Genomic DNA, 26,513 nt, shown 5'->3' with positions numbered 1-26,513 from the left:
CGTGCAATAGAATGCCCCGCTGGCGGACGCGGTACGGTTCGCCAGCACGCTTTTTGCTGAACTGAAAATAGGCCCCACATGCCCAGCGTCGCTCCAGAAATACAAGCCAGGGAATGGCACAACATGGTTGCGCATTTTCCCGGCGCACTCATTCAATCGTTGAAGAGCCTGGTCGAAAGCAACAAGGTCACCCTTGCCGCGCGCTTCTATGAACACATGCTGGCGGACCCCAACGCCTCGCTGATCCTGTCCCACGAGGAGGTCAAGAACCGCCTCGGCAGTTCGATGCAGGCCTGGCTGGTCAAGGTCTATTCGGCGTCCGCCGAGGGTGACTTCCTGCCCCTGGTGGCCCTGCAAAAGCAGGTCGGCGAAGTTCACGCGCGCATCGACGTCCCGCTGCACCTGGTGCTGAGCGGTGCGCGCAACCTGAAAAAGCAGTTGTTCCAACTGATCATCCAGCAGGACTGGCCTGTGGAAGACCGGGCGCAAGCGCTGCACCTGGCCAGCGAAAGCATGGACTTGGCCATGGAAATCATGAGCCACGCCTATTCCCGCTCCCATGACCGCAACTCGCGCAACGAAGAAGGCTACCGGCTGTTCTCGGTGCTGCAGAACATCACCACCGAGCGCGAACGCCAGCGCGGCGCCTTGCTCGATTGGGAAAACAGCCTGATGTTCGACCTGGTGATGGGCTCCAACGGCGTCAACCTGCCCCGGCTGGCGGCCTCGGATTTCGGCCTGTGGTTCCGTCACAAAGGCGCCTACGCCTTCCAGAACACCGATGAGAGCAACCAGATCCTGCAGATCATCCGCAACATGGACGAGGTGCTTCTGCCGATGTTCCTGGCTGCCTCGGAAACGTCGCGGATGGGCCTGCTGCGGGACATTCGCGATCAGACCAAGAGCCTGATGTTCAACCTCGACAGCCTGTTCAACACCGCGAATGAACTGGAAAGCGGCCGTGACGTGCTGACGCGCATGCTCAACCGCAAATTCCTGCCAGTGGTGATCGGCAATGAAATCACCATTGCGCAGAAGACCGGGCAGCGCTTCTCGGTACTGTCCATCGATATCGATCATTTCAAGTCGATCAACGACAACTTCGGCCACGACGCCGGCGACATGATTCTCCAGCAGACCGCGGAAATCCTCAGCAGCCACAGCCGCGCGGGCGATTACGTGTTCCGCATGGGCGGCGAAGAGTTCCTGATGATCCTGGTGGACATCAACGACAACAACGCGCTGAAAGTCGCGGAGAAACTGCGCCGCAAGATCGAAGAGGAAAAACTGCAACTCACCGACGGCAGGAAGCATCGGGTGACGGTGAGTATCGGCGTGGCGACGTACAACGGTCACCCGGACTACCAGCATCTGCTGCGCCAGGCCGACCAGGCGATGTACCAGGCCAAGCAGGGCGGGCGCAATCGGGTGGTGGCGTTCGACGAGATCGCCTGAGGCGGTTGATCTTCGGCGCGCAGCGCAAGGCCGCGCGCTGAAGCTGGGCGTTACTTGAAGTCGGCTTGCATCTGCGTGGCGATGCTTACGCCGCTGGACGACTGCACGCACACGTCCAGGTAGTCGGTGAAGCGCGGCGGCATGGCAATCCCTTCATTGATCAGCCGGCTGTTGTCGAACAGGTAGTTCAGGTCGGCAAAGCCGCTGTACAGGCGCAACGCCCGCAGGACCAGACGCGGGTTGGCCGGGCCGATGCGCGACTCGAAGTCGCCGGCCAGTTGCTTGAGGTCGTCCACGCCGATCTTGCGGTAGCGCTCGCCCACCGGCGCCGCGCCGTTGGCCTGGGCAAAGGCGGCGTCGATCTCGGCGAACGTGCAGGCCGCCTGATGCCCGGCGGAGATGTGGTAGAGGTCGTGTTCCAGGGTTGGCTTGAGCGTCAGGCCGATCAGCGCTTCGGCGCAGTAGTCGACGGGGATCACGTCGATCTGCTCCTCCAATCCGCAGGTGAAACTCTCCAGGGCAAAGCCCATGCGGAACACCCAGAAAATACTGCCGGACGCCTGACAGCCGAGGGTCCGGTGCCCCACGACAATCGACGGCCGCGCGACCACCAGCGGCAGCCCGGGCAATTCCGCGCTCATGCGCCGTTCGATTTCCGCCTTGGACGCGGTGTAGTCCACCAGTTGCTCGCGCGCTTCGGGAAACACCCAGGACTCGCTGATCGGCGAGGCCTGTTGCGGGCCGCAGCACATCGCGGTGCCGACGTGAAGGAAGCGCTTGAGGCGCTTGGAACGGCTCATGACCTCGGCGAAGGCGAAGGTGCCTTCGACGTTCACCGGCCAGATGGTCGGGTTCTTCGAAAACGACGCTACTGCGGCGCAGTTGATCACACGGTCGATCTGCATCAGGCGTGGCGTTTCGCGGGGCAGCCAGGTGGTGTCGAGGAAGTCGCCGCAGATGATTTGCGCGGGCTCCAGCGCCAGGCTGGCGGCTTCGCTGACGCCGTGTTGGCGCAGGTTGTCGCGCAGACGTTGCAGGCCTTGTTCGCGGCTTTCGGCGCGCACCAGAAACGACAGGTTGGCGCCTTGGCCCTCGGCGATCAGTTGGGCGCTTACCGAACCACCGAGGAAACCGGTGGCGCCGGTCAGCAGAATGCGTTCCAGGGTCGTATTCGAAGTCATATGTTCACCAGTTGATAAGCGGGTTACCCATGTTTCATGGCGAACACATTGCGCCGGGAACTTCTGGATTAACCTGGATTGAGGTTGGTTGAAACTTTCGGCCGCGCGAAACCGTTCGCCTCGAGAACTTTGAGTCGAGGTCGGCAGGGTCTTGATTGACGGAGCGGCGCTGGCCGTGTGGCCTGTGGCGTTTTCACCCGGGAAGGGGCGGCGAGTTATTGTTGCGGTAACTTCGGGCCGTTTCAATTAACGAAAGTGTCAAACCGATGAAAGAATTTTAATAACGGTTTGATGACAGGGGCGGGGGTTAATTGCTGTGGGGTGTCTTTGTTGCGGACTTATTCATCCCAGTGGGATCTGACTGGAGCACAAATGTACTCCACCCTTGTTTCAGCGCAAAAAGAGCAGCGGGTCACCCGTCAATCGACCCACGGGCTGCGCATTCAATTCGGCACGCAATTGGTCAACCCGCTCATAAAGCTGATCCACCCGCTGGGCCAGCACAGCATCCGTGCTGAGCATCCCTGGCGTCTGCGCCAACGCGCGCAATTGCTGGGCGAGCCGTCTGCCTGCGGCGTGCGCCCGGAATGACGGCAGCGTTATGCGTTTCCACTTCTCGCGGCCGAGGCCGATCCGGCTCAGGTGCACCTTGAGCACTTTGCCGACGTGGTAGCGCAGCGGGCGATCCTCGCTGAAGCGGTCCGGATCGTAGAAGCCGGGCAGGGCGCGTACCTGGGGATCCAGGTCGAACATCTCCGCCCAGTCCAGCCACTTTTCGGTGTTGAACTGGCCGCCAAAGGCGAAGCCTTGCCAGGGCACTCGAACAATGTCCGCGAGGATCGCCCCGTGCATGGCTTCGGTCAGCACCAACCGCGCGCCGGCCACTGCTGTCATGAACTGCGCCGCCGGTAGCAGCGGCGATACGAAACGGGCCCCGGCGCGTTCGCAAACCTGCTGCCAATCCACATAACGCAGCGAACGATGGTGGGGCACGACCACTACCTCGCCGTGCAACTGGCGCAGGGACGCCCAGTCCAGGCTGGCGAGCAGGTAGGCGGAATCCGCCACCGCCCGGTCCGGGTCGAGCCCCAGCGCCCGCGCGGTACGCTGGCCGCGCACCGCATGGAAACTCCAGCGTTCGTCGAGGGCGGGGACCGGGCCGTATCCGGCGCCGGAACCCATGACCAGAATCTTTCGCGCATCCGCCACACGACGGCAGAAGTGCTCGTTCAGTAAGGTGCCGACGCCCAGTACCGCAGCGCCTTTCTGCTGGACGTCACCGAGCAGGGCGGGCCAGATCCATTCGTTCAATTCGTCGCCCACATTGGCGCTGCCTGTGGCAAAAACGGCTTTCACGGGTTCACTCTCCAAAGGCTTGGGCAAGCCGGGCGGCTACCGTGTAGCGACACAGTTGCAGGCCATGGCCAAGGTTGCCCGGCGCTTTGCGCAGTGCGCGCCATGTGCGGCTGAGCGCGCTTTTGCGCTCTCGATTGCGCCAGCTTCCGGCGTACAGGTGCCGGGCGACGGGCTGGATGCCAACTGGCGCCTGATGGCGTGGGTCGGCAAAGACCCCGACCGGGAATACCCGATCCCAGCCGATCACTTGCTCGTGCTCGACGCCGGCAAAACCCTTGGCAAGCAGCAGGCGACTGACCTCGTTGACGTTGACCAGGCTGGAAAGCCGGGTTTCGTCGAAGCGCTGCCGGTCGTAGTAGCCAAGCATCGCGTTGGGTAGCCAGTGGCCGGGCGCGGCGCCTATCACCGAGGTGCCGAAGCGGTCGTCCCATTCCAGGCCGATGAAGAAATCGTTGTCGAGCAGGTCGTCGAACGCACCCAGCACCTCGACGTCGGTGTCCAGGTAGATGCCGCCTTCACGGTGCAGCACCTGCATGCGCACGTAGTCGGCGACGAAGGCATAGCGTTTGGCGGTATAGGCCGCCGCGGTGAAGGTATGGCTGTAGACGTCGAAGTTGCTTTCGTCCCAGCGCACCAGTTCGTAGTCCGGCAGGTGGTAGGCCCAGGACGCGAGGCAACGGCGTACCAGCACGGGCATCGGTTTGCCGCCAAACCAGCAGTAGTGGATTTTCTTGGCGATCACCCCAGGGTTCCTTCCAGTCGAGTGGTAGGCAGTGGCTGCCCGTGGATCAGGCGGTCAATGGCCTCGGCGGTCTTGCGCTGGCCGTGGACGCCGTGGGCGAGGTGGTAGTCGGCGAATGCCCGGGCGCTGCGCAGCGCCTGTTGGTAGTGCCCGCACAGCCAGGCGAGACGGTCGTCGAGCATTTCCAGGCTGGTCACGCACTCGCCAAAGAAGCGGGTCTGTTCGAGGTCGTCTTCGTCCTCGCTGGTGTTGATGTAGATGACCGGACGGCTCGCCAGGCTGGCCTCCAGCGCGGCGTTGGACATGATGCTGAGCACCACGGAACTCTGTTCGAGCGCCTCAGCCAGGGGCATGTCCGGCGACAGCAGGCGCAGGTTCGACGGCGCTGCCGAGGCGTCTTTCCAGAACGTCATCGGGCTTCGCGGGTGCGGTTTGAAACTGACGGGAACGTCCGGATGGCGGGCCGCCCAGTCGCGGATCAGCGCGTAGGTGCGCTGATAGCCGGGGCGCTTTTCCTTGTCGGGGCCCACGCCCAGCACCAGCACGTGCGGGTCCTTGGTGGCCGGCGGCATGTCGTAGCGCTGATCGATCAGGTAGGACCCGGTGAGAATGGCCTGGGTGGTGCCGAAGCGCAGCGTCCGGCGTTGCAGCGCCGCCAGCGAGCTCTGCCCGAACAGCAGGTAGTAGTCGTAGTCGGTCATGCTCAACCGGCGCGAACGCTCGACGGTGGTGGCGTGGGCCAGTTGCGCCAGGTGTTTGTCCTGGGCATTGAGGGACAAGCGCAGAAACGGGGTGACCAGGCTGCCATGCCGCTCGCTCAGCACCAGCCCCGGCTGGTGATGCCGCGCCAGCCATTCGGCGTAGGCGGCATGGGCGTAGTAACGCAGTGGCACCTTGGCCGATGGGCGATACAGCAGTTTCTGTCGGATGGCCACGTCGAGCGGCTCGATGGCGGCTTCGACCACTTCGTGACCGCGCTCGCGCAGCGCTTTGATCAGCCCGTTCTTGCGCCGCTGCGCCAGCAGTTTCGGCGAGCCGTGAAGCACCAGTATTCGCTTGGCAGCGCTGTCCGGGGCGGTGCTCGCGCGTAGTCGCGCGCCGATGCCGTACTTGAAATCGAGGATCGCATCACGCACGACCCGCACGGCTGCGCCGATCAGCCCATAACGTTCACGCCAGAGTGCCCAGCGATAGGCGTCGAGCTGGCGGGCGCGGATTTGCCAGAGGTCTGTGGTTTGATTGGTCATCGAAGTTGCTTAGCTTGCTATTGACCAAAAAATGCTAACAGCGTCCGGGATCCAATTTTGTCAGTGCTAAGTAAGGTTTAAGTAAATTACAGCGCTGCCGATAAGACATTGCGGACTTCCGCTTTTCAAAATGCCAAGCATCGCGCAATCCATTGTTAAGCTTCGGTCTTTGCCCGGCGGGCGGTTGTGTTAGTCCACTTTTTCCGCCATTTCGTGGACCTTCCACGCCCCGTTGCCATCCAGCTCCAGATGATGGCTATGGAACCCCGCGAGCGTCGCGCGGTGGCCGACGCTCACCAGCACGCTGTCGCCCATGCGCTCGCGCAGCAGCGAATAGAGCGCGTGCTCCAGGCCTTCGTCCATGGCGGACGTCGATTCGTCGAGGAACACGATCCGTGGCTGATTGAACAGCACCCGGGCAAACGCCAGGCGCTGCTGCTCGCCGATGGACAGAATGCGCGCCCAGTCATCGCTGATACCCAGCTTGTCCGCGAGATGCGCAAGATTGACCTGGCGCAAGGCCTGCCGCAGGCGCTCGTCGTCGGTCGGCGAACCGGTGGCCGGATAGGCGACGGCGGTGCGCAGTTCGCCCAGTGGCAGGTAAGGCCGCTGCGACAGAAACAGCGCCGCCGTGCCGCCCGGGCAACGCACTTCACCTTCGGCATACGGCCAGAGTCCGGCGACGGCGCGGAGCAGGGTGGTCTTGCCGCAACCGGAAGGGCCTTTGATCAGCAATGACTGGCCGGGGGCGAGGCGCAGGTTGAGGTTGTCCAGCAGGTGATGGCCATCGGGGCGCAGCACCTGCAGAGCGCGGATCTCCAGAGCCTCGGCTTGGTTCACGCGCAATACCTGCGGCAATTCCCGGGCCTGTTCGTTGGCATCGAGAAATCCGGTAAGCCGGTCCAGCGTCGCCCGGTACTGGGCAAAGGCATCGTAGGACGAGCGGAAGAACGACAGCGAATCCTGCACCTGGCCGAAGGCCTGGGACGTCTGCATCACGTCCCCCAGCTTGATCGCCCCGCTGAAAAAGCGTGGAGCCTGGAGAATGAACGGAAACACCACCGCCACCTGGCTGACCGACAGGTTGAAACCATCGAACTTCAGGCTTCGGAACACCAGCGCCCAGACATTGCCAATCAAGGCCATGAAGCGGCCGAGCAAGGTGTCCCGCTCGATCGTCGAACCCTGATAGAACGCCACGTTTTCCGCGTATTCGCGCAGCCGCATCAGCGCATAGCGGAAGTTGGCGGTGAGCTTTTCGTTGAGGAAGTTGAGGCGGATAAGCGGTTTGCCGAGCTTGAACGCAATCCAGGTGGCGACCAGCACATAGACGTACACCGCGAACACCATGGCGCGCGGCACCTCCACGCCGGCGACCGTCAAGGGCGCCGACAGGCCCCAGAGAATCGCGGTGAAGGCCACCAACGACACCAGCGCGCTGACCGCGCCCAGGGTGAGCGTCACCGAACCGGTCACGAAGGTATTCACGTCCAGTTCGATACGTTGGTCCGGGTTGTCGACCGGGTGCTCCAGAAACTGGCCGCGGTAATAGGCATCGCCGTCCATCCAGTCACGGGTCAGGCGTTCGGTGAGCCAGGTGCGCCAGCGGATGCTGAAGGCCTGGGTCACGTAATAGGTGAACAGTTCGCGCAGCACATGAATGGTCGCCAGCACCGCGAACACCCCGAGCAAATACCAGAACGCCACTTCATCCAGTCCTTGCAAAGCGCTGTAGAAGCCGTTGTACCAGAAGGAAAAAAGCACGTTCAGGCGCACTGCAAACAGCGTCAGCAACAGCAGCAGACTGAACACCAGCATCGGCCGCCAACTGTGTCGCGGGCGCAGGTACGGCCCGGCGATCTGCCAGAACTGCTGGCCCCAACGGGTAAAGCGCACCACCAGCGTGGCGCAGACCGCGAGCGAGATGAAGGTGATGAGTGACGCGATCGCGAGCCAGCGCAGGCTCTCCTGCAATGCTTGATGCCAGTCCATTTCCATCGGCGGAGTTCCACGCAAAGTTTGAGCTGAGCGTAGATGAGTCGCGGCGTGGGATGGGTGAAGGAATCTTTAATGACGCAAAGGCGGGCCGATCTGGCCACGCTGGCTTCGCCACACCAGTCGCCCAAGGGTAATCGCCCAATTGATCAGAGCAATCAGCAGAACCAGTTGCAACAACGCCGGCATGCCCGCGTGGACGATGATCGAGCCGGCCAGCAACGGAAAACCGAAAACCCCGACGAAATAGGCAAGGCTGAACAGCAGCAGCGACTGTGCGGTATGACCGACCGGTGCTTCATTGGCGGCCAGGCCGTTGATCACCGAATAGGTCAGGCCGTAGCCGACGCCGAGGACGACGGCGGCAAGCAAATAGGTGGCGGCACTGTCGACCAGGAACATGAACATCAGCACCGAGACCACCATCAATGCGGTCAGCACGCAGGCGGTGCGGTAAGGATCGCGCTTGACGATAAACCCGGCGATCAGCAGCCGGCAGGAAATTGCGGCGGACATAAAACCAAGGAAAAACAACGAGTAATCGAGATGTTTTAGCGTGGCGTATGAAGTCTGGAAACTGGAAAGCCCACCGAAGATCGCACCGCCCAGGCCCACCATGAGAATGGCGAAGGCCGCTTTGGAGCCCAGCACCGAGCGTGCCGCGGCGGGGGTGATCCGGCACACCACCACCGGCCCGAGATTCGCTTGCTGTTGCCGAATCCGCGGGCCCATCAGCAGGAACAGGGCGCCGCCCAGCAGGCTTGCCACCGCCGCGACAACAAAGGCCGCTGCCACTGGATACCCCAGCGCTTCCGACAGTCGCCCGACCAGGGGGCCGGTGCCGATGCCGGTCATCATGCTGCCCGACAGCAGGGCGAAGTACTTAACCCGACGCGCCGGCTCTATGATCATCGCGACGATGATCGGCCCCAGGGTGTAAAAAACGCCCCAGCCAAAACCGAGCAACAGGCCGAACAGCAAGAGCGCGGTGCCGCCGCCGGGCACCAGGGCAAAGCCAAGGCAGGCGGCGGCGAGGAAGACCGCGCCGGTTGCGATGGCTTTCGGCGCGCCCATCCTGTCGGTCAGGTGCCCGGAAAAGATCACCGCAAGGAAGGTGCTGAGCATCGCCACGGAAATGACCGAGCCGGCGTCGGACTCGCTGCCGCCATGGGCACTGAGCATCTTTGCCAGCAGGAAGGTGGTGCCGTAGGACAGTGAAAGCAGGTAGCTGCTCAGGCAAAACGTGCCGAACAACCCAGGCGCGGGCACCGCGCCTGTATCGGATACCGAGGACATCGTGTTCTCCGTGAGTGACAAGGCGCGTCATCTAATCACGGCTTTCTCGCAGGACAGGTGTGAGATCGCTGGAGTGAAGATGCTGCCCGCCCGATGTATCCGCCGTTGCCGCCGCGAAGCCGTGGTACCGGGCCGCCCACACCACCACCAGCGTCGCGGTCAGCAGCACCAGCAACGCCGGCGGGAAGGCGCCGACACCGAAGCGGTCCAGCAACACGCCACCGAAAATGCCGCCACCGGCGATCGCCAGGTTCCAGGCCGTGACCAGCATCGACTGCGCGACATCGGCGGCGTCCCCGGCGGTATGCGCCAGGCTGGTCTGCAACAGCGTGGCCACGCCGCCGAAGGCCAGGCCCCAGACGGCCACCGCCACGTACACCAGCGCCGGAACATCGCTCGCCACGGCCAGCGCCAGCACTGCCAGGCCGAACAGCACCGTGCTGGCCAGGGTGAGTGCACGCAGATAACGGTCGATCAGCACGCCGATGATCCAGATGCCCAGCAGCGAGGTCACGCCGAACACCAGCAGCACCAGGCCGGTGCTCGCGGCCATATCCGCCGCCGCGAGGAATGGCGCGATGTAGGTGTAGAGGATGTTATGCGCCAACACGAATGCCAGCACCACGAACAGCACCGAACGCACGCCCGCCAGGCGGAACACCTGCCCCAGCGAGCGCTGCTGGCTCGCCGTCTGTCCGGCGAAATCCGGCACCTTGATCCGCACCCAGAGCATCAGACCCAGCGCCAGAACGCTCATGATGCCGAAACACAGGCGCCAGCCCAGCAGTGTGCCGAGCGCGGTGCCGGCCGGCACGCCAAGCGCCAGCGCCACCGGCGTACCGACCATCGCGATGGCGATGGCCCGGCCTTTCTGGTGCTCGGGCACCATGCGCGCGGCGTAGCCCGCGATCAGCGCCCACAGCAGGCCGGCGGACATGCCGGCGAGAAAGCGCGCCAACAGCGTCAGGACATAGTTGCCGGAGAAGGCGGTGAGGGTATTGGCGACGACGAAACCGGCAATCGCCACCATCAGCAGCGGGCGCCGACGGAGGCCCTGGGTCAGGGTGATGAGCGGGATCGCCGCCAGCAGCGAGCCGACCGCATAGACCGTGACAAGCTGCCCGGCCAGCGCCTCGGAAATCTCCAGGCCGGCGCTGATCTGCGGCAGCAAGCCGGCCGGCAGCGCTTCGGTCAGGACCGTGACGAAACCTGCCAGCGCCAGGGCCAGGAGTGCGGCAATCGGCAAGGGGTGGTGTGTGGGATTGCTTGGTTGTGGCATGGGGATCTATGCGTCTCGTGGTTGTGTGGAAGGGGTTCAGTGCTCTCAAGATCTAGCGCCGCTTGTGCGGCGCATCGCTGGCTTGCCAGCGATGGGGGAACCCCCGAAATGCACCTGCTGCACACGATAGAAACCCGGCGATTAAAGAAAAACCCGAGTAGAGTTCCTTGCTCTACGGACACAGGTGTCCGCAATCGAGGTGTTGTATGGACCGTTTGAATGGATTCGCCGTCTTCGTCCAGGTCGCGGAAACCCGAAGCTTCGTCGCGGCCGGCAGGCTGTTGGGCGTTTCAGCGTCCGCCGTCGGCAAGAGCGTGGCGCGTCTGGAAGAACGCCTGGGCGTTCGCCTGTTCCACCGCAGTACGCGCAGCGTCACGCTGACGGCGGAAGGCTCGCTGTTTCTGGAGCGCAGTCGGCGCATCCTGTCCGAAATCGAGGCGGCGGAGCTGGAGTTGTCCGAGGCCAGCGCCGCGCCACGCGGGCGGTTGCGCGTGAGCCTGCCGCTGGTGAGTCCGCTGGTGTTGCCGGTGCTCGCCGACTTTATGCGCGAGTATCCCGACATCGAGCTGGACCTGGATTTCACCGACCGGCTGGTCGATGTGATCGAGGAGGGCTTCGACGCCGTGGTGCGCACAGGAGAGCCCAGCGACTCGCGCCTGACCGCCCGCCGCCTGGGCGCCTTCCGCTCAATCCTGGTCGCCGCCCCCGCGTACCTGGCGCGCCGCGGTACGCCCCGGGTCCCTGAGGACCTGCTGCAACACACCTGCCTACACTTCCGTTTTCCCTACAGCGGCAAGCTCGAACCCTGGACGCTGCAACTGGCGCCAGGCGCGGCCGAGTTGCAACTACCCACCTCGATGATCTGCAACAACATCGAGACACGGGTGCACTTCGTGCTGAAGGGGCTGGGCATCGCCTGCCTGCCGGACTTTTCCATCCGCGAGCTGCTTGCCGATCGCCAACTCGTGCCGGTGCTGGATGACCATGTGGGGCGCACGGGTGTGTTCAATGTGCTGTGGCCGGCGAGCAAGCACGCGTCGCCGAAAGTCCGGGTGTTCGTCGATTACCTGTGCGCCCGGGTGTTTCCTGCACACGATACGGGCCGCTAAACCCCCGTCCGGGCGCTCTGGCGCCTGATATCGCCTGTTCGCTGTCCTGCCTTACGCCGCCTCGGGAATCCGGGGCGGCGTTTTTGTTTTGCACGCCTCTCAAGATTTTCGATTGACATGAATCACTATCTGATCGAATATTTCGCTCAAGTGATTTATGTATATCGCACAGCGATACGGAGAATAAATTGTACGATCCACTGGTCAATGCGCACCCAGGCGTCGGATTGCCACATTCCGCGTCCTACTGGGTAGATACGGCGGGCACCGCACCGCAGGATGATGGGCCGGTTTCCGGGGCCATGGACGTTGAGGTCGCGATCATTGGCGCCGGTTACACGGGCTTGAGTTGCGCGCTGCACCTGGCCCGTGAGCACGGCATTCACGCCGTGGTCCTGGAGGCGAACCAGGTGGCCTGGGGGTGCAGCGGTCGCAATGGCAGCTTCGCCCGTATTTCTGGCGGCCGGGTACCACTGTCCGAGCTGATCGAGCGCTATGGCGCCAGCACGGCCAAAGCCTATTTCGAGGAAATGTCGGCAGGCTTGAACACGGTGCGCGGGCTGATCCGTGAAGGGCAGATCGAGTGCGACGCGCAGCCGGACGGCGTGTTCAAGGTCGCCAGTCATGCCGGGCATGTGGCGGCGCTCAAGCGTGAAGTCAGTCTCTACAACGACGTCTTGAGCTACGGCGCCCGCTTTGTCGACGAGGCCCAGGTGCACGGGGTGCACAGCGGTGCGGAGGCGTTCGGGGCGCTGTACATGCCGGACGGTTTTTCCATGCACCCGTTGAAGCTGGCTTGGGGCATCCAGCGCCTGGCCCGCGAAGCCGGGGCCAAGGTCCATGTGGCCTCGCCGGTGACTGACTGGCACAGCGACAACGGCCGGCACCGGCTGGTGACGCCGGGCGGCGTAGTGACGGCCCGTCGCGTGGTGGTGGCCACCAACGGCTACACCTCCGGCGCGCTGAACAAGGCCACGGCCGGCCGGGTGTTGCCGGTCCATTCGCAGATCATCGTGACGCGCCCGCTGACCGCCGACGAGAAACGCCAGAGCCTGGCCGGCAGCGAATGCATGTTCGACACCCGCAACCTGCTCTCGTATTACCGCCGCTTGCCGGACGACCGCATTCTGTTCGGCGGCCGCAGCGCCATCACCGGCCGCGACGCGGAAAACCCGCGCCATCGGCAAAACCTGCACGACGCGCTGTGCCGCAAGTTCCCGGCGTTGCAGGGCATAGAGGTGGATTACAACTGGGGCGGCTGGGTCGCTGTCAGCGAAAACTCCCTGCCGTTCATTTGCCGCGTGCCAGGCCTGGACAATGTGTTCTCCGGTGGCGGTTATGCCGGCAGCGGCGTGTCGTTCTCGGTGCAGACCGGCAAGCGCCTGGCGCAGATGGTGGCCGGCGATGAGCAGCCCACCGGCATCGATTTTCTCCACCAGAGCCCGAGGCGTTTTCCGTTTCAGCCGTTCCTGCGGATCGGTCAGCGAATGGCCTACGCCTGGTACCGTTTCAAGGATGCGCAATAAGCAGCGAGACAGGCCCGGAGTGGCCAGCGAGGCAGACGAGCAACGTCTCCCGGTATAACAACAGCAACAGGGGCAGCAACGCCCGGCGTTCGATTCAACTGTCTAATTACAATAACCTCAGGAGTTGAAAATGCGATCAACCAACAAGCGAATGGCGGGGCTGGCATTGACCCTGTCCTTGTGTGCCGTGGCCCAGGTGCAGGCCGCGGGGAGCGTGACCTTTGCCGGCTGGGGCGGCGCGTTGCAGGACGCCGAGCGCAAGGCGTACCTCAAGCCCGCGGAAGAAGCGCTGGGCATCAAGATCCAGGAAGACAACATGGATGGCCTGGCCGCCGTGCGCGCCCAGGTGATGTCGGGCAAGCCCAAGTGGGACGTGGTCGAGCTGGCGTCCAACGATTGCGTGCTGGCGCAAGAACAGGGGCTGACCGAGCCGCTGGACTACTCGGTAATCAGCACCGAAGGCGTGGCGGCGAATTTCTACGGCAAGAACTGGATCGCCAGCAACGCCTATTCCACGGTGCTGGCCTGGGCCAACGATGCCGGCGCCACCACGCCGAAAACCTGGAAAGCCTTCTTCGACCCCGAGGTGAAAGCCTCGCGTTCGATGTACCGGCAGCCCTATACCACGCTCGAACTGGCGCTGATTGCCGACGGCGTGTCGCCCAAGGCGCTGTACCCGCTGGATGTCGACCGGGCCTTCAAAGTGCTCGAACGCATCAAGCCGCAAGTCATCAACTGGTGGCGCAGCGGCACCGACTCCGCGCAACTGCTGCGTAGCCGTGAAGTGGACGCGCTGGCAATCTGGGCCTCGCGGGTCGATGAGCTGAAGCAGTCCGGCGATGACGTCGACTACACCTACGACCATGCCTTGCTCGACTACGATTGCGTGGTCGTGCCCAAAGGCGCGCCGAACAAAGCGCTGGCGATGAAACTGATCGCCGAAATCATGAAGCCGCACAGCCAGGCGACCCTGGTGACCCTGATCCCCAACCCGCCGATCAACGTCAAGGCCTATGACACCGGGATCATCCCCGCCGCCATGGCCGCCACCCTGCCGACGGCCCCCGCCAACCTCGACAAAGTGGTGTTCTTCGACCCGGTCTGGTGGCAGGCGCATCAGGCTGAAGTACAACGTCGTTTCGACCTGTTCATCCAGAATTGACAAGGCGGCCACTATGAAGACTCTCAAGAAAAGCCTGTTTCAGGGGGCCGTCGTCGCCGCGTTGACGATGGCCGCGAGTTCCGCGGTGCTGGCCGACAGCCTGACCTTCTCCGGTTGGGGCGGCGCGTTGCAGGACGCCGAGCGCAAGGCCTACCTCGAGCCCGCCGCGAAGGCGCTGGGCATCACCATCAAGGAAGACAACATGGACGGCCTCGCCGCCGTTCGTGCCCAGGTCATGTCGGGCAAGCCGAAGTGGGATGTGGTGGAACTGGGCAGCACCGAGTGCGCCCAGGCCCAGCAGGAAGGGCTGGCCGAGCCGTTGGACTATTCGGTGATCGATGCCACCCATGTCGACAAATCGGTGGTCGCCAGCCACTGGATCGCCAGTCACGCCTACGCAACCGTGGTTGCCTGGGCCGAAGACAGCGGCGCGCCGGTAGCGAAAAACTGGCAGCAATTCTTCGATCCGCAGGTCAAGGGCGCCCGTGCCCTCTACCGTCAGCCCTGGCTGACCATGGAAGCGGCGTTGCTCGGCGATGGCGTGGCGCCAAAAGACCTGTACCCGCTGGATGTCGAGCGAGCGATCAAGGTGCTCACCCGGATCAAGCCGCAGGTCGCCAACTGGTGGAGCGCGGGCGCCGACTCGGCGCAGTTGCTGCGCAGCCGCGAGGTGGACTTCCTGGCGATCTGGAACGGTCGCGTTGCCGAGGTCAAGGCCAGCGGCGACAAGGTCAATTACAGCTTCGACGGCGCGCTGTTGAGCCATGACTGCCTGATCGTACCCAAGGGCTCGCCCAACAAGGCGCTGGCGATGAAGCTGATCGCCGAGATCATCAAGCCTGAAAGCCAGGCGGCCCTGGCCACGCTGATCCCGTATTCGCCGGTGAATGCCAAGGCCTACGAGCTGCCGGTGATTACCGAGGAACTGGCCGCGCGCCTGCCGACCTCGCCGCAGAACATCGACAAGGTGGTCACGGTGTCGCCCGAGTGGTGGGTGGCGAATCAGGAAGCGGTGCGCCAGCGGTTCGCCTTGTTCCTCGCCAACTGATCCGCCGCGGGTGATGTGAGAAGTGGGGCGGGGCGCCCAAGGCGCCCCACCTTCGATAAAAAGGACGCTGGACGTCCGAATTGTGCCGAGTGTGAGCATGTCCGAAGACGCTAAACTTTCGATGTCCATCGACATTGAAAACCTGACCAAGACCTACGACAGCTTTGCTGCGTTGGATGATGTCTCGCTGTCGATCAAGAGCGGCGAATTCCTCTCCTTGCTCGGTTCTTCCGGTTCCGGCAAGACCACCTTGCTGATGGCCCTGGCCGGGTTCGTCCGGCCCGACGCCGGGAGTATTCGCTTCGGCGGTCGCGAGATGATCTTCGAGCCGCCGCACAAGCGCGACGTCGGCATGATGTTCCAGAGCTACGCGCTGTTCCCGCACATGAACGTGTTCCAGAACGTCGCCTACCCGCTGAAGCTGCGCGGCTACAGCCGCGCCGACATTCGCCAGCGGGTCGAGCAGGCGCTGGCCACGGTGGAGCTGGATCACCTGATCGAGCGCGGTATCACCGAAATGTCCGGTGGTCAGCGCCAGCGCATCGCCCTGGCCCGCGCCATCGTCTTCGAGCCGAAGATCCTGTTGATGGACGAGCCGCTCTCGGCCCTCGACAAACGCCTGCGCGAAACCATGCAACTGGAATTGCGCCGCCTGCACGAGCGCCTGGGCATGACTGTGGTCTACGTCACCCACGACCAGCGCGAAGCCCTGACCATGTCGGACCGCATCGCGGTGATGAGCAAGGGCCGGATTCGCCAGATCGACACGCCGATCAACCTCTACGAGCGCCCGGCGAACCGCTTCATTGCCGAGTTCGTCGGCGAGTCGTCCTGCCTGCCGGTCACCCTGCAGGACGGCAAGGTGCAGTTCCAGGGCCGCCCGTTGCGTGCCGCCGGCATCGCCGCGGGACTGAAGAACCCGAGCCTGGTGGTGCGCCCGGAAAAACTGCAGTTCGTGACCGCCAACGCCGCCGACTACAACCTGCTGCACGGCAACGTTACCGATGTGATTTTCCAGGGCGAAAGCCAGTTGGTGCAGATTGACCTGGGGCAGGGCATGGCTGTGGCGATCCGCCAGCCAACCCGCAGTTCCGAAAGCGGCCGCCTGCCGGCCCGTGGCGAGAGCGTGGTGCTCGGCCTGCACCTGCAAGACACCCTGGTGGTGGGAGACGAGCAATGAGCGGCGGCGGATCGGTTGCGCGCAATGCGCGCGAGCTGCGCAGCGCGGAACGGCGGCAACGCTGGTTCCTGTTCGGTTCCGGGCTGCCGGCGCTGTTGCTGGTACTGCTGACCTTCGTGCTGCCGATCGGCTGGCTGTTCTGGCTGTCGCTGTTCGATGCCAATGGCCAGTTGACGGTGGAGAACTACACCCGGCTGCTGGAGCCGATCTATGTGCTGACCTTCGTCCAGACCTTCAAGATCAGCATCATCGTCACCATTGCCTGTGTGCTGATCGGTTACCCCTACGCCTACTTCATGATCAAGGGCCCGCGCTGGCTGGCCAACCTGGCGATGGGCCTGTTGCTGGTGTCGCTGTGGACCTCGCTGCTGGTGCGCACGTACGCCTGGCTGATCATCCTGCAGCGTCGCGGCATGGCCAATGACTTGCTGATGAGCCTGGGCCTCACCGACGCGCCGCTGCCGCTGGTGCACAACCTGACCGGCACGGTGATCGGCATGGTGCACATCATGCTGCCGTTCATGATCCTGCCGCTGTTCGCCGCGATGAAGAGCATCGACCCGATCTACAACCAGGCGGCCGCAGCCTTCGGCGCGTCGCCGTCGCGGGCCTTCCGCGATGTGTTCCTGCCGCTGTCGCTGCCGGGCCTCGCCGCGGGCGCGACCCTGGTGTTCGTCATCACCCTCGGTTTCTACGTCACTCCGGCACTGCTGGGCGGCGGCAAGGTGCAGATGATCTCGATGCGGATCGAGAGCGATGTGTCGATGTACGCCAACTGGGGCGCGGCCTCGTCGCTGGGTGTGGTGCTGCTGGTGGCCACCCTGCTCATGCTGTTTATCGTCAAGAGGAGCGCGGGCCTTGGCCGGCGCAGCGAGTGAGATCATGGCCCGACTGAAACAAACCCTGACGGACGCGCTGCGCGCCTCCTGGCTGTACCTGCTGGTGCTGGTGACGATGCTGTTCCTGGTGCTGCCGACGCTGATCGTGATCCCGATGTCGCTGTCCGATGCGCGCTACCTGAACTTCCCGCCGAAGTCCTTCAGCATCGAGCCGTTCTTCAGCTATTTCGCCTCGCTGGAATGGCGCGCGGCAACCACGGTCTCGCTCATCACCGCGACCCTGACCATGCTGCTGGCGACAACCTTGGGCACCGCCGCGGCGTATTCGCTGCACGTTACCCAGTCGCGGCTTTCGGGGGTGCTGCGCGGCCTGTTGATGGCGCCGATGATCGTCCCGACCATCTTCATCGCCATTGGCCTGTTCTTCGTCTATGCGCGGCTCGACCTGAACAACACCATCCCCGGCCTGGTGCTGGCGCATACGCTGCTGGCCTTGCCCTACGTGGTGATCAACGTCAGTGCCGGACTGCGCAGCTACGACATGACCCAGGAACAGGCGGCCTGCATCCTCGGCGCCACCCGGTTGCGGGCGTTTTTCGACGTGACCTTGCCGCAGATCCGCTTTTCGGTGATCGCCGCGGCGATGTTCGCCTTCGCCATTTCCCTCGATGAAGCGGTGATCTCGCTGTTCATCAGTGGCGGCGACAGCTCTACCCTGACCAAGCGCATGTTCAGCTCGCTGCGCTCGGAGATCGACCCGCTGATCGCTGTGGTCGCGACGCTGATGACCCTGCTGTCGATCATCATGCTGTGCATCAGCATCATGGCGCAGCGCAAGGCCCGGAGGAACGCCGCATGAGCCGCCGCGTCAACCTGCGCCTCGGGCACGCCGCAACCGCCAGCGTCGAGTTCTTCTGGAACGGCCGTGCGCTGCAGGGCCGTCAGGGTGAGAGCGTCGCGGTGGCGCTGCTGGCCAACGGTATTCGCACCTTGGCCTGGAGCCGCAAATCACACCGGCCGCTGGGCTATTCCGGCAACTACGTCGCCGGGGTGCTGGCGCGGGTCAACGGCGTGCCGAACGTGCGCCTGGACCTGCTGCCGGTCAGCGCCGGCGCACGGGTGGAGATGCAGAATTGCTGGCCCACCCCGGCGTTCGACCTGTTGCGGCTGTCGCGGCTGATTCCCGCAGGCTGGATTCAGGGCGGTTTCGAACACACCAATCTGGTGCCCAGCGGCACAGCGTTGTTCCAGCGCTGGGAAGCGCTGCTGGCGTTTCTCGCGGGCTCAGCCAAACCGGCTGAGCGCACCGGCGAGGTGGCCGTGCCTGCGGCGCAGCACCTGAGTGCCGACGTGCTGGTAATCGGTGGCGGGCCGGCGGGTTGTGCTGCGGCCAATCAGGCGGCGGCCGGCGGACGTGATGTGTTGCTGGTGACCCGCGGCCAGTCGCTGGCCCGTTTTGCCTGCGCCGCGGGCGTGGCCCGGCCGGTGCTGGACCCACGGGTGCGCCTGGTGACGGGCGTCGAAGTGTTCGGTGCCTACCGTGAAGGCGAGCTGCTGCTTGCCGCGCCTGAAGACCCAGCGCAAGGCGCGCTGGCCCTTGAGGCGGATGAAGTGATTCTGGCCAGCGGCCGCCGCGCTTGCCCGCCCGTGGTTCCGGGCATGTGGCTGCCCGGAGTGATGGAGGTACGCACGGCGCTGATCATGGCCCATCAACAGGCGGTGGCGCCGGGCGCACGGGTGGTGGTGGTCGGTAATGGCGACCAGCAGGTGGTGGCCAGCCGTTTGGGCGAACTGGGCGTGAACGTGGTGGCCGCGCTGCCGGTTGCCGAGTTGCGCCGGGTAGTGGGGCACCACCAGGTCACGGCGGCGCTGTTCGACGAAGCGATTCCGTGCGATGCGCTGGTTCATGCCGGTCCGTGGTTGACCGAAGCCAGTCTGACCTTCCAGAGCCGCGCCGAAGGTTTGCTGCAATTGCGCGAGCAACGCCAGAGCCGTCTGCGTACCGTGGGTTCAGCGAGCGAAACCGATCAGCCGTTGCCGGTGGCCGCGCGATCGCGGCACGCGGCGTTGTTGTGCCCGTGCTTCGACGTGTCCTGTCATGAAGTCGAGGCCCTGATCGCCCAGGGCATTACCGACCTGGAAGTGATCAAGCGCCTGACGTCCTGCGGCATGGGCCCTTGTCAGGGGCAACCCTGCTGGGATGCGCTGCGCGCGCTGGTCAGTGCCCGCAGCGGCATCGCCCTGGCGGCGCTGGCCCGGCCGACGCTGCGCCCGCCACGCCGTGCCTTGACCGTTGCCCAGGCCGCCGGCCTGGCCGCTGTCGTCGAGCCGTTGCAATGAACGCCGTCAAGCCATTGCCGGGCACGGCATCGATCATTATCGTCGGCGCGGGCATCCAGGGCCTGTCGCTGGCGTTCAACCTGACCGAACTGGGCGTGCGCGATATTCTCGTGCTCGACGCCGGTTACTGGCAGGGTGGCGCCTCGGGGCGTAACGGCACGCTGATTCGCGGCGCGTTCAGTTCGCCGGAGTGGACGCGTTTCTTCGCCCATTCCTGCCACCTGTGGCAGGGGCTGTCGAAACGCCTGGGCGAGAACGTCATGTATTCGCGCCGCGGCTACACCATGGTCGGCGAGCGAGACAGCACGGCCGCGCTGCTGGAACGCACGCGGCAAGTGCACAAGGATTGCGGCATCACCTCCGGCCTGCTGAACCCGGCGCAACTGCGCGAAGTGCTGCCGGCCCTGGCCCACGAACGGGTGAGCGCGGCCTTGCACCTGCCCGACAGTGGCGTGGCGCCGCACCATGCCGCCATGCATGCCTATCGGCAGGCGTGCGAGGCACGCGGGGTGGCGATTCATTACCGCACCGAGGTCACCGCCATCGACCAGAGCGCCGGGCGTATTTCCGGGGTGCGGGTCGGGCAGCAGTGGATTGCCAGCGATACCGTGGTCCTCGCCGGGGGCGCCGAAAGCAATCGTCTGGCGCAATTGGCGGGGGTGGCGCTGGACGGTTACCCGATGCGCCTGGAAGCCATGGCGCTGGAGCCGACCCGGCCTTTGATTGGTCCTGCCGTCGCGCTGCTGGATCGACTCTGCTACATGCACCAGACTGCGCGCGGCGAAGTGGTGGGCGGCGCGGAAGTCGCCGAACGACCACAGCACACCTTGAATGCCGATGTGCCAGTAATGGCGGCGACGGCACGGGCGTATCTGGAGATGTTTCCGCAGTTGGGCCATGCGCGGATCTTGCGTCAATGGGCCGGCCTGGTGCATATCTCCAAGGATTTCGGGCCGCTGTTGGGGGCCCATCAGCAACTGCCGGGGCTGTTTGTCAGCGCGGGCTGGTGTTACGGCCATGCCGGTGCACCGGCCGCCGGGGAATTACTGGCCAAGGCCATCGTCAGCGGCGAGGTGGATGAGCGCATGCGCCCCTTCGCCGTGGACAGGTTTGAACGCAACGCGCCGGTCGTGGAACCTGGCATTGTCTTGAGTCATTTCGAATGAAACACAGCGTTGAAAGCACCGTGATAACCGCGTTTTTCGCGGCAAAAACAAGGAAAACCCCATGAGTACTGCAGAAGACTCGCCACTGTTCATTACTGCTTTGTCCAAGGGGCTGGCGATCCTGACGGCGTTCCGTGCCGGACGCCCGAGCATGAGTCTGATCGAATTGGCCGAGGCGACGGGGCTGAACAAAAGCACCGTGCAACGTTCGGCCTTCACCCTCGAAGCGCTGGGTTACCTGTACAAGGAGCCCGTGACCAAGCGCTTGCGCCTGGCGCCCAAGTCACTCGACCTGGGCACCGGCTACCTGCAGACCAGCGAGTTGATCGAGCGTGCCAACCCGTACCTGCACGAACTCAACCGCAACGTCGAGGAAAGCTGCAACCTGCTCGAACCGTGCGGCCTGGACATGCTCTACGTCGCCCGTTTCCCGAGCCACAAGCAGATCGCCATTCATATGCCGCTGGGCCGCCACCTGCCGATGTACTGCACCTCGGCGGGGCGCGCCTACCTCGCGGCACTGCCGGAGGCGGAAGCGGACGCGATCCTGATCGCCTCCGAGCGCCAGGGCTACACCGCGAGCACGGTCACCGACCTGGACGCCTTGCGCACGATGGTCGCCGAGGCCCGCCGCGAAGGCTATGCCTACGCCCAGGAAGAGTATTTCGCCGGCGATATCAGCGTCGCCGCTGCGGTGGTCAACGCTGATGGCTATCCTCTGGGAGCGGTCAACATCTCCGTTCCCTTCAGTCGCTGGAACCTGGAAGACGCGCGCAAGCAATTGGCACCTAAAGTGATCAATACCGCGCGCACCATCGCCAGCGCGACACGCAGTTTACGTCCCGTGGGCTAGCGCCCCCGGGCAACACCTTTCGACCCGCACACACCGCCGCCAGCCCAGGCTGGCGGTATAGGTGCCCAATTGCCCGAAAACCGGGTGGATGTATCAGGAGAGAGCGATGAGTCAAACCATGAAGGCTGCCGTTCTGCACGGCGTCGGCGAACCCCTGCGTATCGAACAGGTCCCGATTCCGCAACCCGGTCCCGGCGAACTGTTGATCCAGATCGTCGCCTGTGGCGTCTGCCACAGCGACCTGCATGCCATGGACGGTGACTGGTCGGACCTGCCGACCTTGCCGCTGATTCCCGGCCATGAAATCACCGGCCATGTCGTTGCCCATGGCGACGGCGTCAGCGAGCCGGCGATCGGCACCGCGGTCGGCATGCCGTGGATGTACAGCGCCTGTGGCACCTGCGAATTCTGCCTCGGCGGCATGGAAACCATCTGCGAGCGCCGCGAATCCACCGGCTACAGCAAGCAGGGCGGTTATGCCGAGTACATGGTCGCCCCGGCGGCATTCGTTGCCAGCATCCCGCCCAATGTCGATCTCTATGCCTTGGCGCCGATCCTCTGCGCGGGCGTGACCACCTACCGTGGCCTGATGCGCTCGCGGGCCCGGCCAGGGCAGTGGGTCGCGGTCATGGGTATTGGCGGCCTCGGCCATGTGGCGGTGCAGTACGCCATTGCCATGGGCCTGCGCGTGGCGGCCATCGACGTGTCCGCGGACAAGCTCGAGCTGGCCCGCAGCTATGGCGCCGAATGCCTGATCGATGCCCTCGACAACCCGGTCGAAACCCTCAAGCAACAGATTCCCGGCGGTGTCCACGCCGTGTTGGTGACCGCCACCGCGAATGCCGCGTTCGAGCAGTCGGTGAAGATGCTGCGCCCCGGCGGCACGGCGGTGTTCATCGGCCTGCCAGGCGGCGACGCCGACACCGTGCGCGCCTCTATCTCGGCCATCAGCGGCTGGGAGCTGTCGATCACCGGTTCCAATATCGGCACCCGCCAGGACCTCAACGAAGCAGTGGCCTTTGCCGCCCGCGGCCAGGTGAAAGCGCAGATCAGCCTCGAGCGCCTGGACGATATCAACGACATCTTCGCCCGCATGCGCAAAGGCCAACTGGTCGGCCGCACCGTGCTGAAAATCGCCTGATCCAACCCCTTTATCCGCAACAGGAGTCACCTTCATGACCATCACCCGCCTGCAACCCAATCCCGGCCTGCTCAGCCACGCGCTGGTGCACAACGGCATCGTCTACATCACCGGCCAGGTGCCGGCCGACCGCACCCAGGACGTTTCCGGCCAGACCGCCCAGGTGCTGGCGCGTATCGACGCGCTGCTGGCCGAGGCCGGCTCCGACAAGTCGCACATTCTGTTCGCGCAGATCTGGCTCAAGCATGCCGTGCAGGACTTCGCCGCGATGAACGCGGTCTGGCGCGAGTGGGTGCCGCAGGACGCGCTGCCGGCGCGGGCGACCGTCGAGGCCAATATGGCGGCGGACAACATCCTGGTGGAAATCGCCCTGCAGGCGGCGGTCAAGGCCTGAGTCAGCCATTCACTACCTGCCGGCGAGAGGTCTCGTCCGGCACTGGAGAGTTTTCAATGAGCAGTATCGTTCCCCATCTGATCAACGGCGCACGCGTGCAGGGCACGGGTCGCACCGCGGATGTCTACAACCCGTCCACCGGCGCCGTGGTCCGGCAAGTGGCGCTGGCCGACAGCGCCACCCTGCAGCAGGCGATCGACGTCGCCCGCGCCGCCTTCCCGGCCTGGCGCAACACGCCGCCGGCGAAACGCGCGCAAGTGATGTTCCGCTTCAAGCAACTGCTGGAGCAGAACGAAGCGAAGATCTCGCAACTGATCAGCGAGGAACACGGCAAGACCCTGGAAGACGCTGCCGGCGAACTCAAGCGCGGGATCGAAAACGTCGAGTTCGCCTGTGGCGCGCCGGAACTGCTCAAGGGCGACTACAGCCGCAACGTCGGGCCGCATATCGATGCCTGGACCGACCTGCAGCCGGTGGGCGTGGTGGCGGGCATCACGCCGTTCAACTTCCCGGCCATGGTGCCGCTGTGGATGTACCCGCTGGCGATCGTCTGCGGGAACTGCTTCATCCTCAAACCCTCCGAGCGCGACCCGAGTTCCACCCTGTATATCGCCGAACTGCTGATCGAGGCCGGCCTGCCCAAAGGCGTGATGAGCGTGGTGCATGGCGACAAGGAAGCGGTGGACGGCCTGATCCAGTCGCCGCACGTCAAAGCCTTGAGCTTTGTCGGCTCGACGCCAATTGCCGAGTACATCTACAGCGAAGGCACAAAGCGCGGCAAACGCGTGCAGGCGCTGGGCGGGGCGAAGAACCATGCGGTGCTGATGCCCGATGCCGACCTGGACAATGCCGTTGGTGCTTTGATGGGCGCGGCCTATGGCTCGTGCGGCGAACGCTGCATGGCGCTGTCGGTGGCGGTGTGCGTCGGCGACGCCATCGCCGACGCCCTGGTGACCCGCCTGGTGCCCGAAGTGCGCGCCCTGAAAATCGGCGCCGGCACCTCCACGGGCCTGGACATGGGCCCGCTGGTGACCGGCGCGGCGCGGGACAAGGTCAAGGGCTACATCGACGCTGGCGTCGCCCAGGGTGCGAGCCTGCTGGTGGACGGTCGCGACCTGGTGGTGGAAGGCAATGAAAACGGCTTCTTCGTCGGCGGCACGCTGTTTGACCGGGTCAGTGCGGACATGAGCATCTACACCGACGAAATCTTCGGCCCGGTGCTGTGCATCGTCCGTGTCGGCAGCCTGGAAGAAGCCATGCAACTGATCAACGATCACGAGTACGGCAACGGCACCTGCATCTTCACCCGCGACGGTGAAGCGGCGCGGCTGTTCTGCGATGAAATCGAAGTCGGCATGGTCGGCGTCAACGTGCCGTTGCCGGTGCCGGTGAGCTACCACAGCTTCGGCGGCTGGAAGCGTTCGCTGTTCGGCGACCTGCACGCCTACGGCCCGGACGGCGTGCGTTTCTACACCCGCAAGAAAGCCATCACCCAGCGCTGGCCACGCCGCGCCAGCCATGAGGCGGCGCAGTTCGCGTTCCCCAGCAACGGTTGAGTTAGCCGACCCATTCACCCGGGTGAGGGCGCTGTCCTCACCCGGCGTCCCAGCCAAACGAGAAAAACCATGAACAATGCGCTCAAGTTCTACATCGACGGCCAATGGACCGATGCCCGCTCCGGCAACACCCTGGAGGTCATCGACCCGTCCACCGAACAGGCCTTCACCACCATTGCCGTGGGCAATGCGGCGGACGTCGACGACGCGGTCAGCGCCGCGGCCAAGGCCTTTCCGGCGTTTTCGGTGACCAGCGTCGGCGAACGTCTGGCACTGCTCAAGGAGATCCTGCGGGTTTACAACCTGCGCTACGAAGACCTGGTCAAGGCCGTGAGCCAGGAGATGGGCGCGCCGCTGCATTTCGCCCGTGACGCGCAGATCTGGAGCGGCCGCGCGCACCTGGAATCGACCATCAGCGCCCTGGAAAACTTCACGTTCAGCGAGTCCCATGGCAGCACCCGCGTGGTCCGCGAAGCGATTGGCGTGTGCGCCCTGATCACCCCCTGGAACTGGCCGCTGAACCAGATCGTCTGCAAGGTCGCGCCGGCCATCGCCGCCGGTTGCACCGTGGTGCTCAAGCCCAGCGAAATCGCGCCGCTGACCGGGATCATCTTCGCCGAGATCCTGCACGAGGCGGGCGTTCCGGCCGGGGTGTTCAACCTGCTCAACGGCACCGGGCCTGACGTCGGCCAGCACCTGGCGAGCCACCCGAAGGTCGACATGGTGTCGTTCACCGGCTCGACCCGCGCCGGCATCAGCGTCGCCAAGGCGGCGGCCGACACGGTCAAGCGCGTGGCCCAGGAACTGGGCGGCAAGTCGGCGAACATCCTGCTCGAAGATGCCGATTTCGACGTGGCGGTAGCGAAGGGCGTTCAGGGCTGCTTCTCCAACTCCGGGCAATCGTGCGATGCGCCGACCCGCATGCTGGTGCCGGCCTCGCAACATGCCCGCGCCCTGGAAATTGCCCGGCAGACCGCCGAGCAACTGGTGACCGGCAGCCCGCTGGAGGCCAGTACCAACCTCGGCCCGGTCATCAGTGAAGCGCAGTTCGCGAAGATTCAGGGCCTGATCGCCACCGGTATCGACGAGGGCGCAACCCTGGTGGCGGGTGGCCTGGGCCGTCCCGAGGGCCTGGAAAAGGGTTACTACGTACGGCCCACCGTGTTCGGCAACGTAACGCCGCAGATGACCATCGCTCGCGAAGAAATCTTCGGCCCCGTGCTGTCGATCATTCCCTACGAAAACGAAGAGCAGGCCATCGAAATCGCCAACGACACCGTCTACGGCCTGGCGGCCTACGTGCAGTCGACCGATAGCGAACATGCTCGCCGCGTGGCGGGGCGCATGCGCGCCGGGTCGGTGTACCTGAATTACCCGAACTGGGACACTTTTGCGCCGTTCGGTGGTTACAAACAGTCCGGCAACGGCCGTGAATACGCGGGCTGGGGCATCCACGACTTCCTTGAAATCAAGGGCGTGGTTGGCTGGGGCAACTGATCGTTGGCAAGCCAACTCCCACAGGCGCGCTGCAACCCTCGTGGGAGCCGGCTTGCCGGCGATGCGCCGCGCAAGCGGCGCTCGCTCTCAAGCCGCCTGGTGACCATTTGCGAAACAGGCCCATTAACTGAATTTGAATATTTGCAAGTTG

Annotated in this window: 22 protein-coding genes; 15 read left to right on the top strand and 7 right to left on the bottom strand. The window is 64.4% G+C overall.

Annotated features, from left to right (window positions below; all coding sequences use genetic code 11):
• Positions 1-123: 123 nt before the first annotated feature.
• Positions 124-1,455 carry a diguanylate cyclase gene (locus CKW37_RS00260; RefSeq protein ID WP_177454382.1) on the top strand — a complete coding sequence of 444 codons (1,332 nt, stop codon included), beginning with the start codon at positions 124-126 and terminating at the stop codon, positions 1,453-1,455.
• Positions 1,456-1,505: 50 nt separating this feature from the next.
• Here CKW37_RS00260 and cprA read toward each other — a convergent pair whose 3' ends face one another.
• From cprA to CKW37_RS00225, 7 genes are all read right to left on the bottom strand, one after another.
• Positions 1,506-2,636 carry a cationic peptide resistance protein CprA gene (cprA, locus tag CKW37_RS00255; RefSeq protein WP_095153428.1) on the bottom strand — a complete coding sequence of 377 codons (1,131 nt, stop codon included), beginning with the start codon at positions 2,634-2,636 and terminating at the stop codon, positions 1,506-1,508.
• 390 nt (positions 2,637-3,026) lie between these two features.
• The gene (locus CKW37_RS00250; protein WP_095153427.1) at positions 3,027-3,992 is read right to left on the bottom strand and encodes a polysaccharide pyruvyl transferase family protein; all 966 of its coding nucleotides are present in this window, start codon (positions 3,990-3,992) and stop codon (positions 3,027-3,029) included.
• A 4-nt stretch (positions 3,993-3,996) separates the two neighbouring features.
• On the bottom strand, positions 3,997-4,734 hold the full coding sequence (locus CKW37_RS00245) for a glycosyltransferase family 32 protein (RefSeq protein WP_095153426.1): 738 nt from the start codon (positions 4,732-4,734) through the stop codon (positions 3,997-3,999).
• Positions 4,731-5,981, bottom strand: a complete 1,251-nt coding sequence (locus CKW37_RS00240; protein WP_095153425.1) for a capsule biosynthesis protein — start codon at positions 5,979-5,981, stop codon at positions 4,731-4,733. Before CKW37_RS00240 ends, CKW37_RS00245 begins: the two co-directional genes overlap by 4 nt.
• Positions 5,982-6,170: 189 nt before the next feature.
• A complete protein-coding gene (locus CKW37_RS00235) occupies positions 6,171-7,979 on the bottom strand; it encodes an ABC transporter ATP-binding protein/permease (RefSeq protein ID WP_095153424.1) in 1,809 nt (602 codons plus the stop codon).
• A gap of 69 nt (positions 7,980-8,048) precedes the next feature.
• Positions 8,049-9,272: an MFS transporter gene (locus CKW37_RS00230; RefSeq protein ID WP_095153423.1), complete on the bottom strand. Its 1,224-nt coding sequence runs from the start codon at positions 9,270-9,272 to the stop codon at positions 8,049-8,051.
• Positions 9,273-9,303: 31 nt separating this feature from the next.
• Complete coding sequence (locus CKW37_RS00225; protein ID WP_095153422.1) at positions 9,304-10,551, bottom strand: MFS transporter; 1,248 nt, start codon at positions 10,549-10,551, stop codon at positions 9,304-9,306.
• A 206-nt stretch (positions 10,552-10,757) separates the two neighbouring features.
• Between CKW37_RS00225 and CKW37_RS00220 the strand changes: the two genes are divergently transcribed.
• The 14 genes from CKW37_RS00220 (at position 10,758) to CKW37_RS00155 (ending at position 26,362) form a co-directional block, all read left to right on the top strand.
• On the top strand, positions 10,758-11,660 hold the full coding sequence (locus CKW37_RS00220; RefSeq protein WP_095153421.1) for a LysR family transcriptional regulator: 903 nt from the start codon (positions 10,758-10,760) through the stop codon (positions 11,658-11,660).
• Between the two features lie 188 nt (positions 11,661-11,848).
• Positions 11,849-13,186, top strand: a complete 1,338-nt coding sequence (locus CKW37_RS00215) for an FAD-binding oxidoreductase (RefSeq protein ID WP_256587653.1) — start codon at positions 11,849-11,851, stop codon at positions 13,184-13,186.
• 130 nt (positions 13,187-13,316) lie between these two features.
• Positions 13,317-14,348 carry an ABC transporter substrate-binding protein gene (locus CKW37_RS00210; protein ID WP_095153420.1) on the top strand — a complete coding sequence of 344 codons (1,032 nt, stop codon included), beginning with the start codon at positions 13,317-13,319 and terminating at the stop codon, positions 14,346-14,348.
• A 13-nt stretch (positions 14,349-14,361) separates the two neighbouring features.
• Positions 14,362-15,396 (top strand): ABC transporter substrate-binding protein, encoded by a 1,035-nt coding sequence (locus tag CKW37_RS00205; protein WP_095153419.1) that lies wholly within the window; start codon positions 14,362-14,364, stop codon positions 15,394-15,396.
• Positions 15,397-15,493: 97 nt separating this feature from the next.
• Positions 15,494-16,576, top strand: a complete 1,083-nt coding sequence (locus CKW37_RS00200; RefSeq protein ID WP_177454381.1) for an ABC transporter ATP-binding protein — start codon at positions 15,494-15,496, stop codon at positions 16,574-16,576.
• The gene (locus CKW37_RS00195) at positions 16,573-17,454 is read left to right on the top strand and encodes an ABC transporter permease (RefSeq protein ID WP_095153418.1); all 882 of its coding nucleotides are present in this window, start codon (positions 16,573-16,575) and stop codon (positions 17,452-17,454) included. Before CKW37_RS00200 ends, CKW37_RS00195 begins: the two co-directional genes overlap by 4 nt.
• Before the next feature lie 4 nt (positions 17,455-17,458).
• Entirely contained in the window at positions 17,459-18,274 is an 816-nt protein-coding gene (locus CKW37_RS00190; RefSeq protein ID WP_095153825.1) for an ABC transporter permease, read from the top strand.
• A complete protein-coding gene (locus tag CKW37_RS00185; RefSeq protein ID WP_095153417.1) occupies positions 18,271-19,755 on the top strand; it encodes a 2Fe-2S iron-sulfur cluster-binding protein in 1,485 nt (494 codons plus the stop codon). The genes CKW37_RS00190 and CKW37_RS00185 overlap by 4 nt, the downstream gene beginning before the upstream one ends.
• Positions 19,752-20,921: an FAD-binding oxidoreductase gene (locus tag CKW37_RS00180; protein ID WP_095153416.1), complete on the top strand. Its 1,170-nt coding sequence runs from the start codon at positions 19,752-19,754 to the stop codon at positions 20,919-20,921. Before CKW37_RS00185 ends, CKW37_RS00180 begins: the two co-directional genes overlap by 4 nt.
• A gap of 61 nt (positions 20,922-20,982) precedes the next feature.
• A complete protein-coding gene (locus CKW37_RS00175) occupies positions 20,983-21,774 on the top strand; it encodes an IclR family transcriptional regulator (protein WP_095153415.1) in 792 nt (263 codons plus the stop codon).
• Positions 21,775-21,880: 106 nt separating this feature from the next.
• Positions 21,881-22,915, top strand: coding sequence for a zinc-dependent alcohol dehydrogenase (locus CKW37_RS00170; RefSeq protein ID WP_095153414.1), 1,035 nt, complete (start codon positions 21,881-21,883; stop codon positions 22,913-22,915).
• A 34-nt stretch (positions 22,916-22,949) separates the two neighbouring features.
• Complete coding sequence (locus tag CKW37_RS00165; RefSeq protein WP_095153413.1) at positions 22,950-23,309, top strand: RidA family protein; 360 nt, start codon at positions 22,950-22,952, stop codon at positions 23,307-23,309.
• Positions 23,310-23,365: 56 nt separating this feature from the next.
• On the top strand, positions 23,366-24,865 hold the full coding sequence (locus CKW37_RS00160; protein WP_095153412.1) for a CoA-acylating methylmalonate-semialdehyde dehydrogenase: 1,500 nt from the start codon (positions 23,366-23,368) through the stop codon (positions 24,863-24,865).
• 69 nt (positions 24,866-24,934) lie between these two features.
• Positions 24,935-26,362: an aldehyde dehydrogenase family protein gene (locus CKW37_RS00155; RefSeq protein ID WP_095153411.1), complete on the top strand. Its 1,428-nt coding sequence runs from the start codon at positions 24,935-24,937 to the stop codon at positions 26,360-26,362.
• Positions 26,363-26,513 lie beyond the last annotated feature (151 nt).

The sequence above is a fragment of the Pseudomonas sp. Irchel 3E13 genome, from assembly GCF_900187455.1.
Taxonomy (GTDB): domain Bacteria; phylum Pseudomonadota; class Gammaproteobacteria; order Pseudomonadales; family Pseudomonadaceae; genus Aquipseudomonas.
This window is presented reverse-complemented; position numbering and strand designations above follow the sequence as displayed.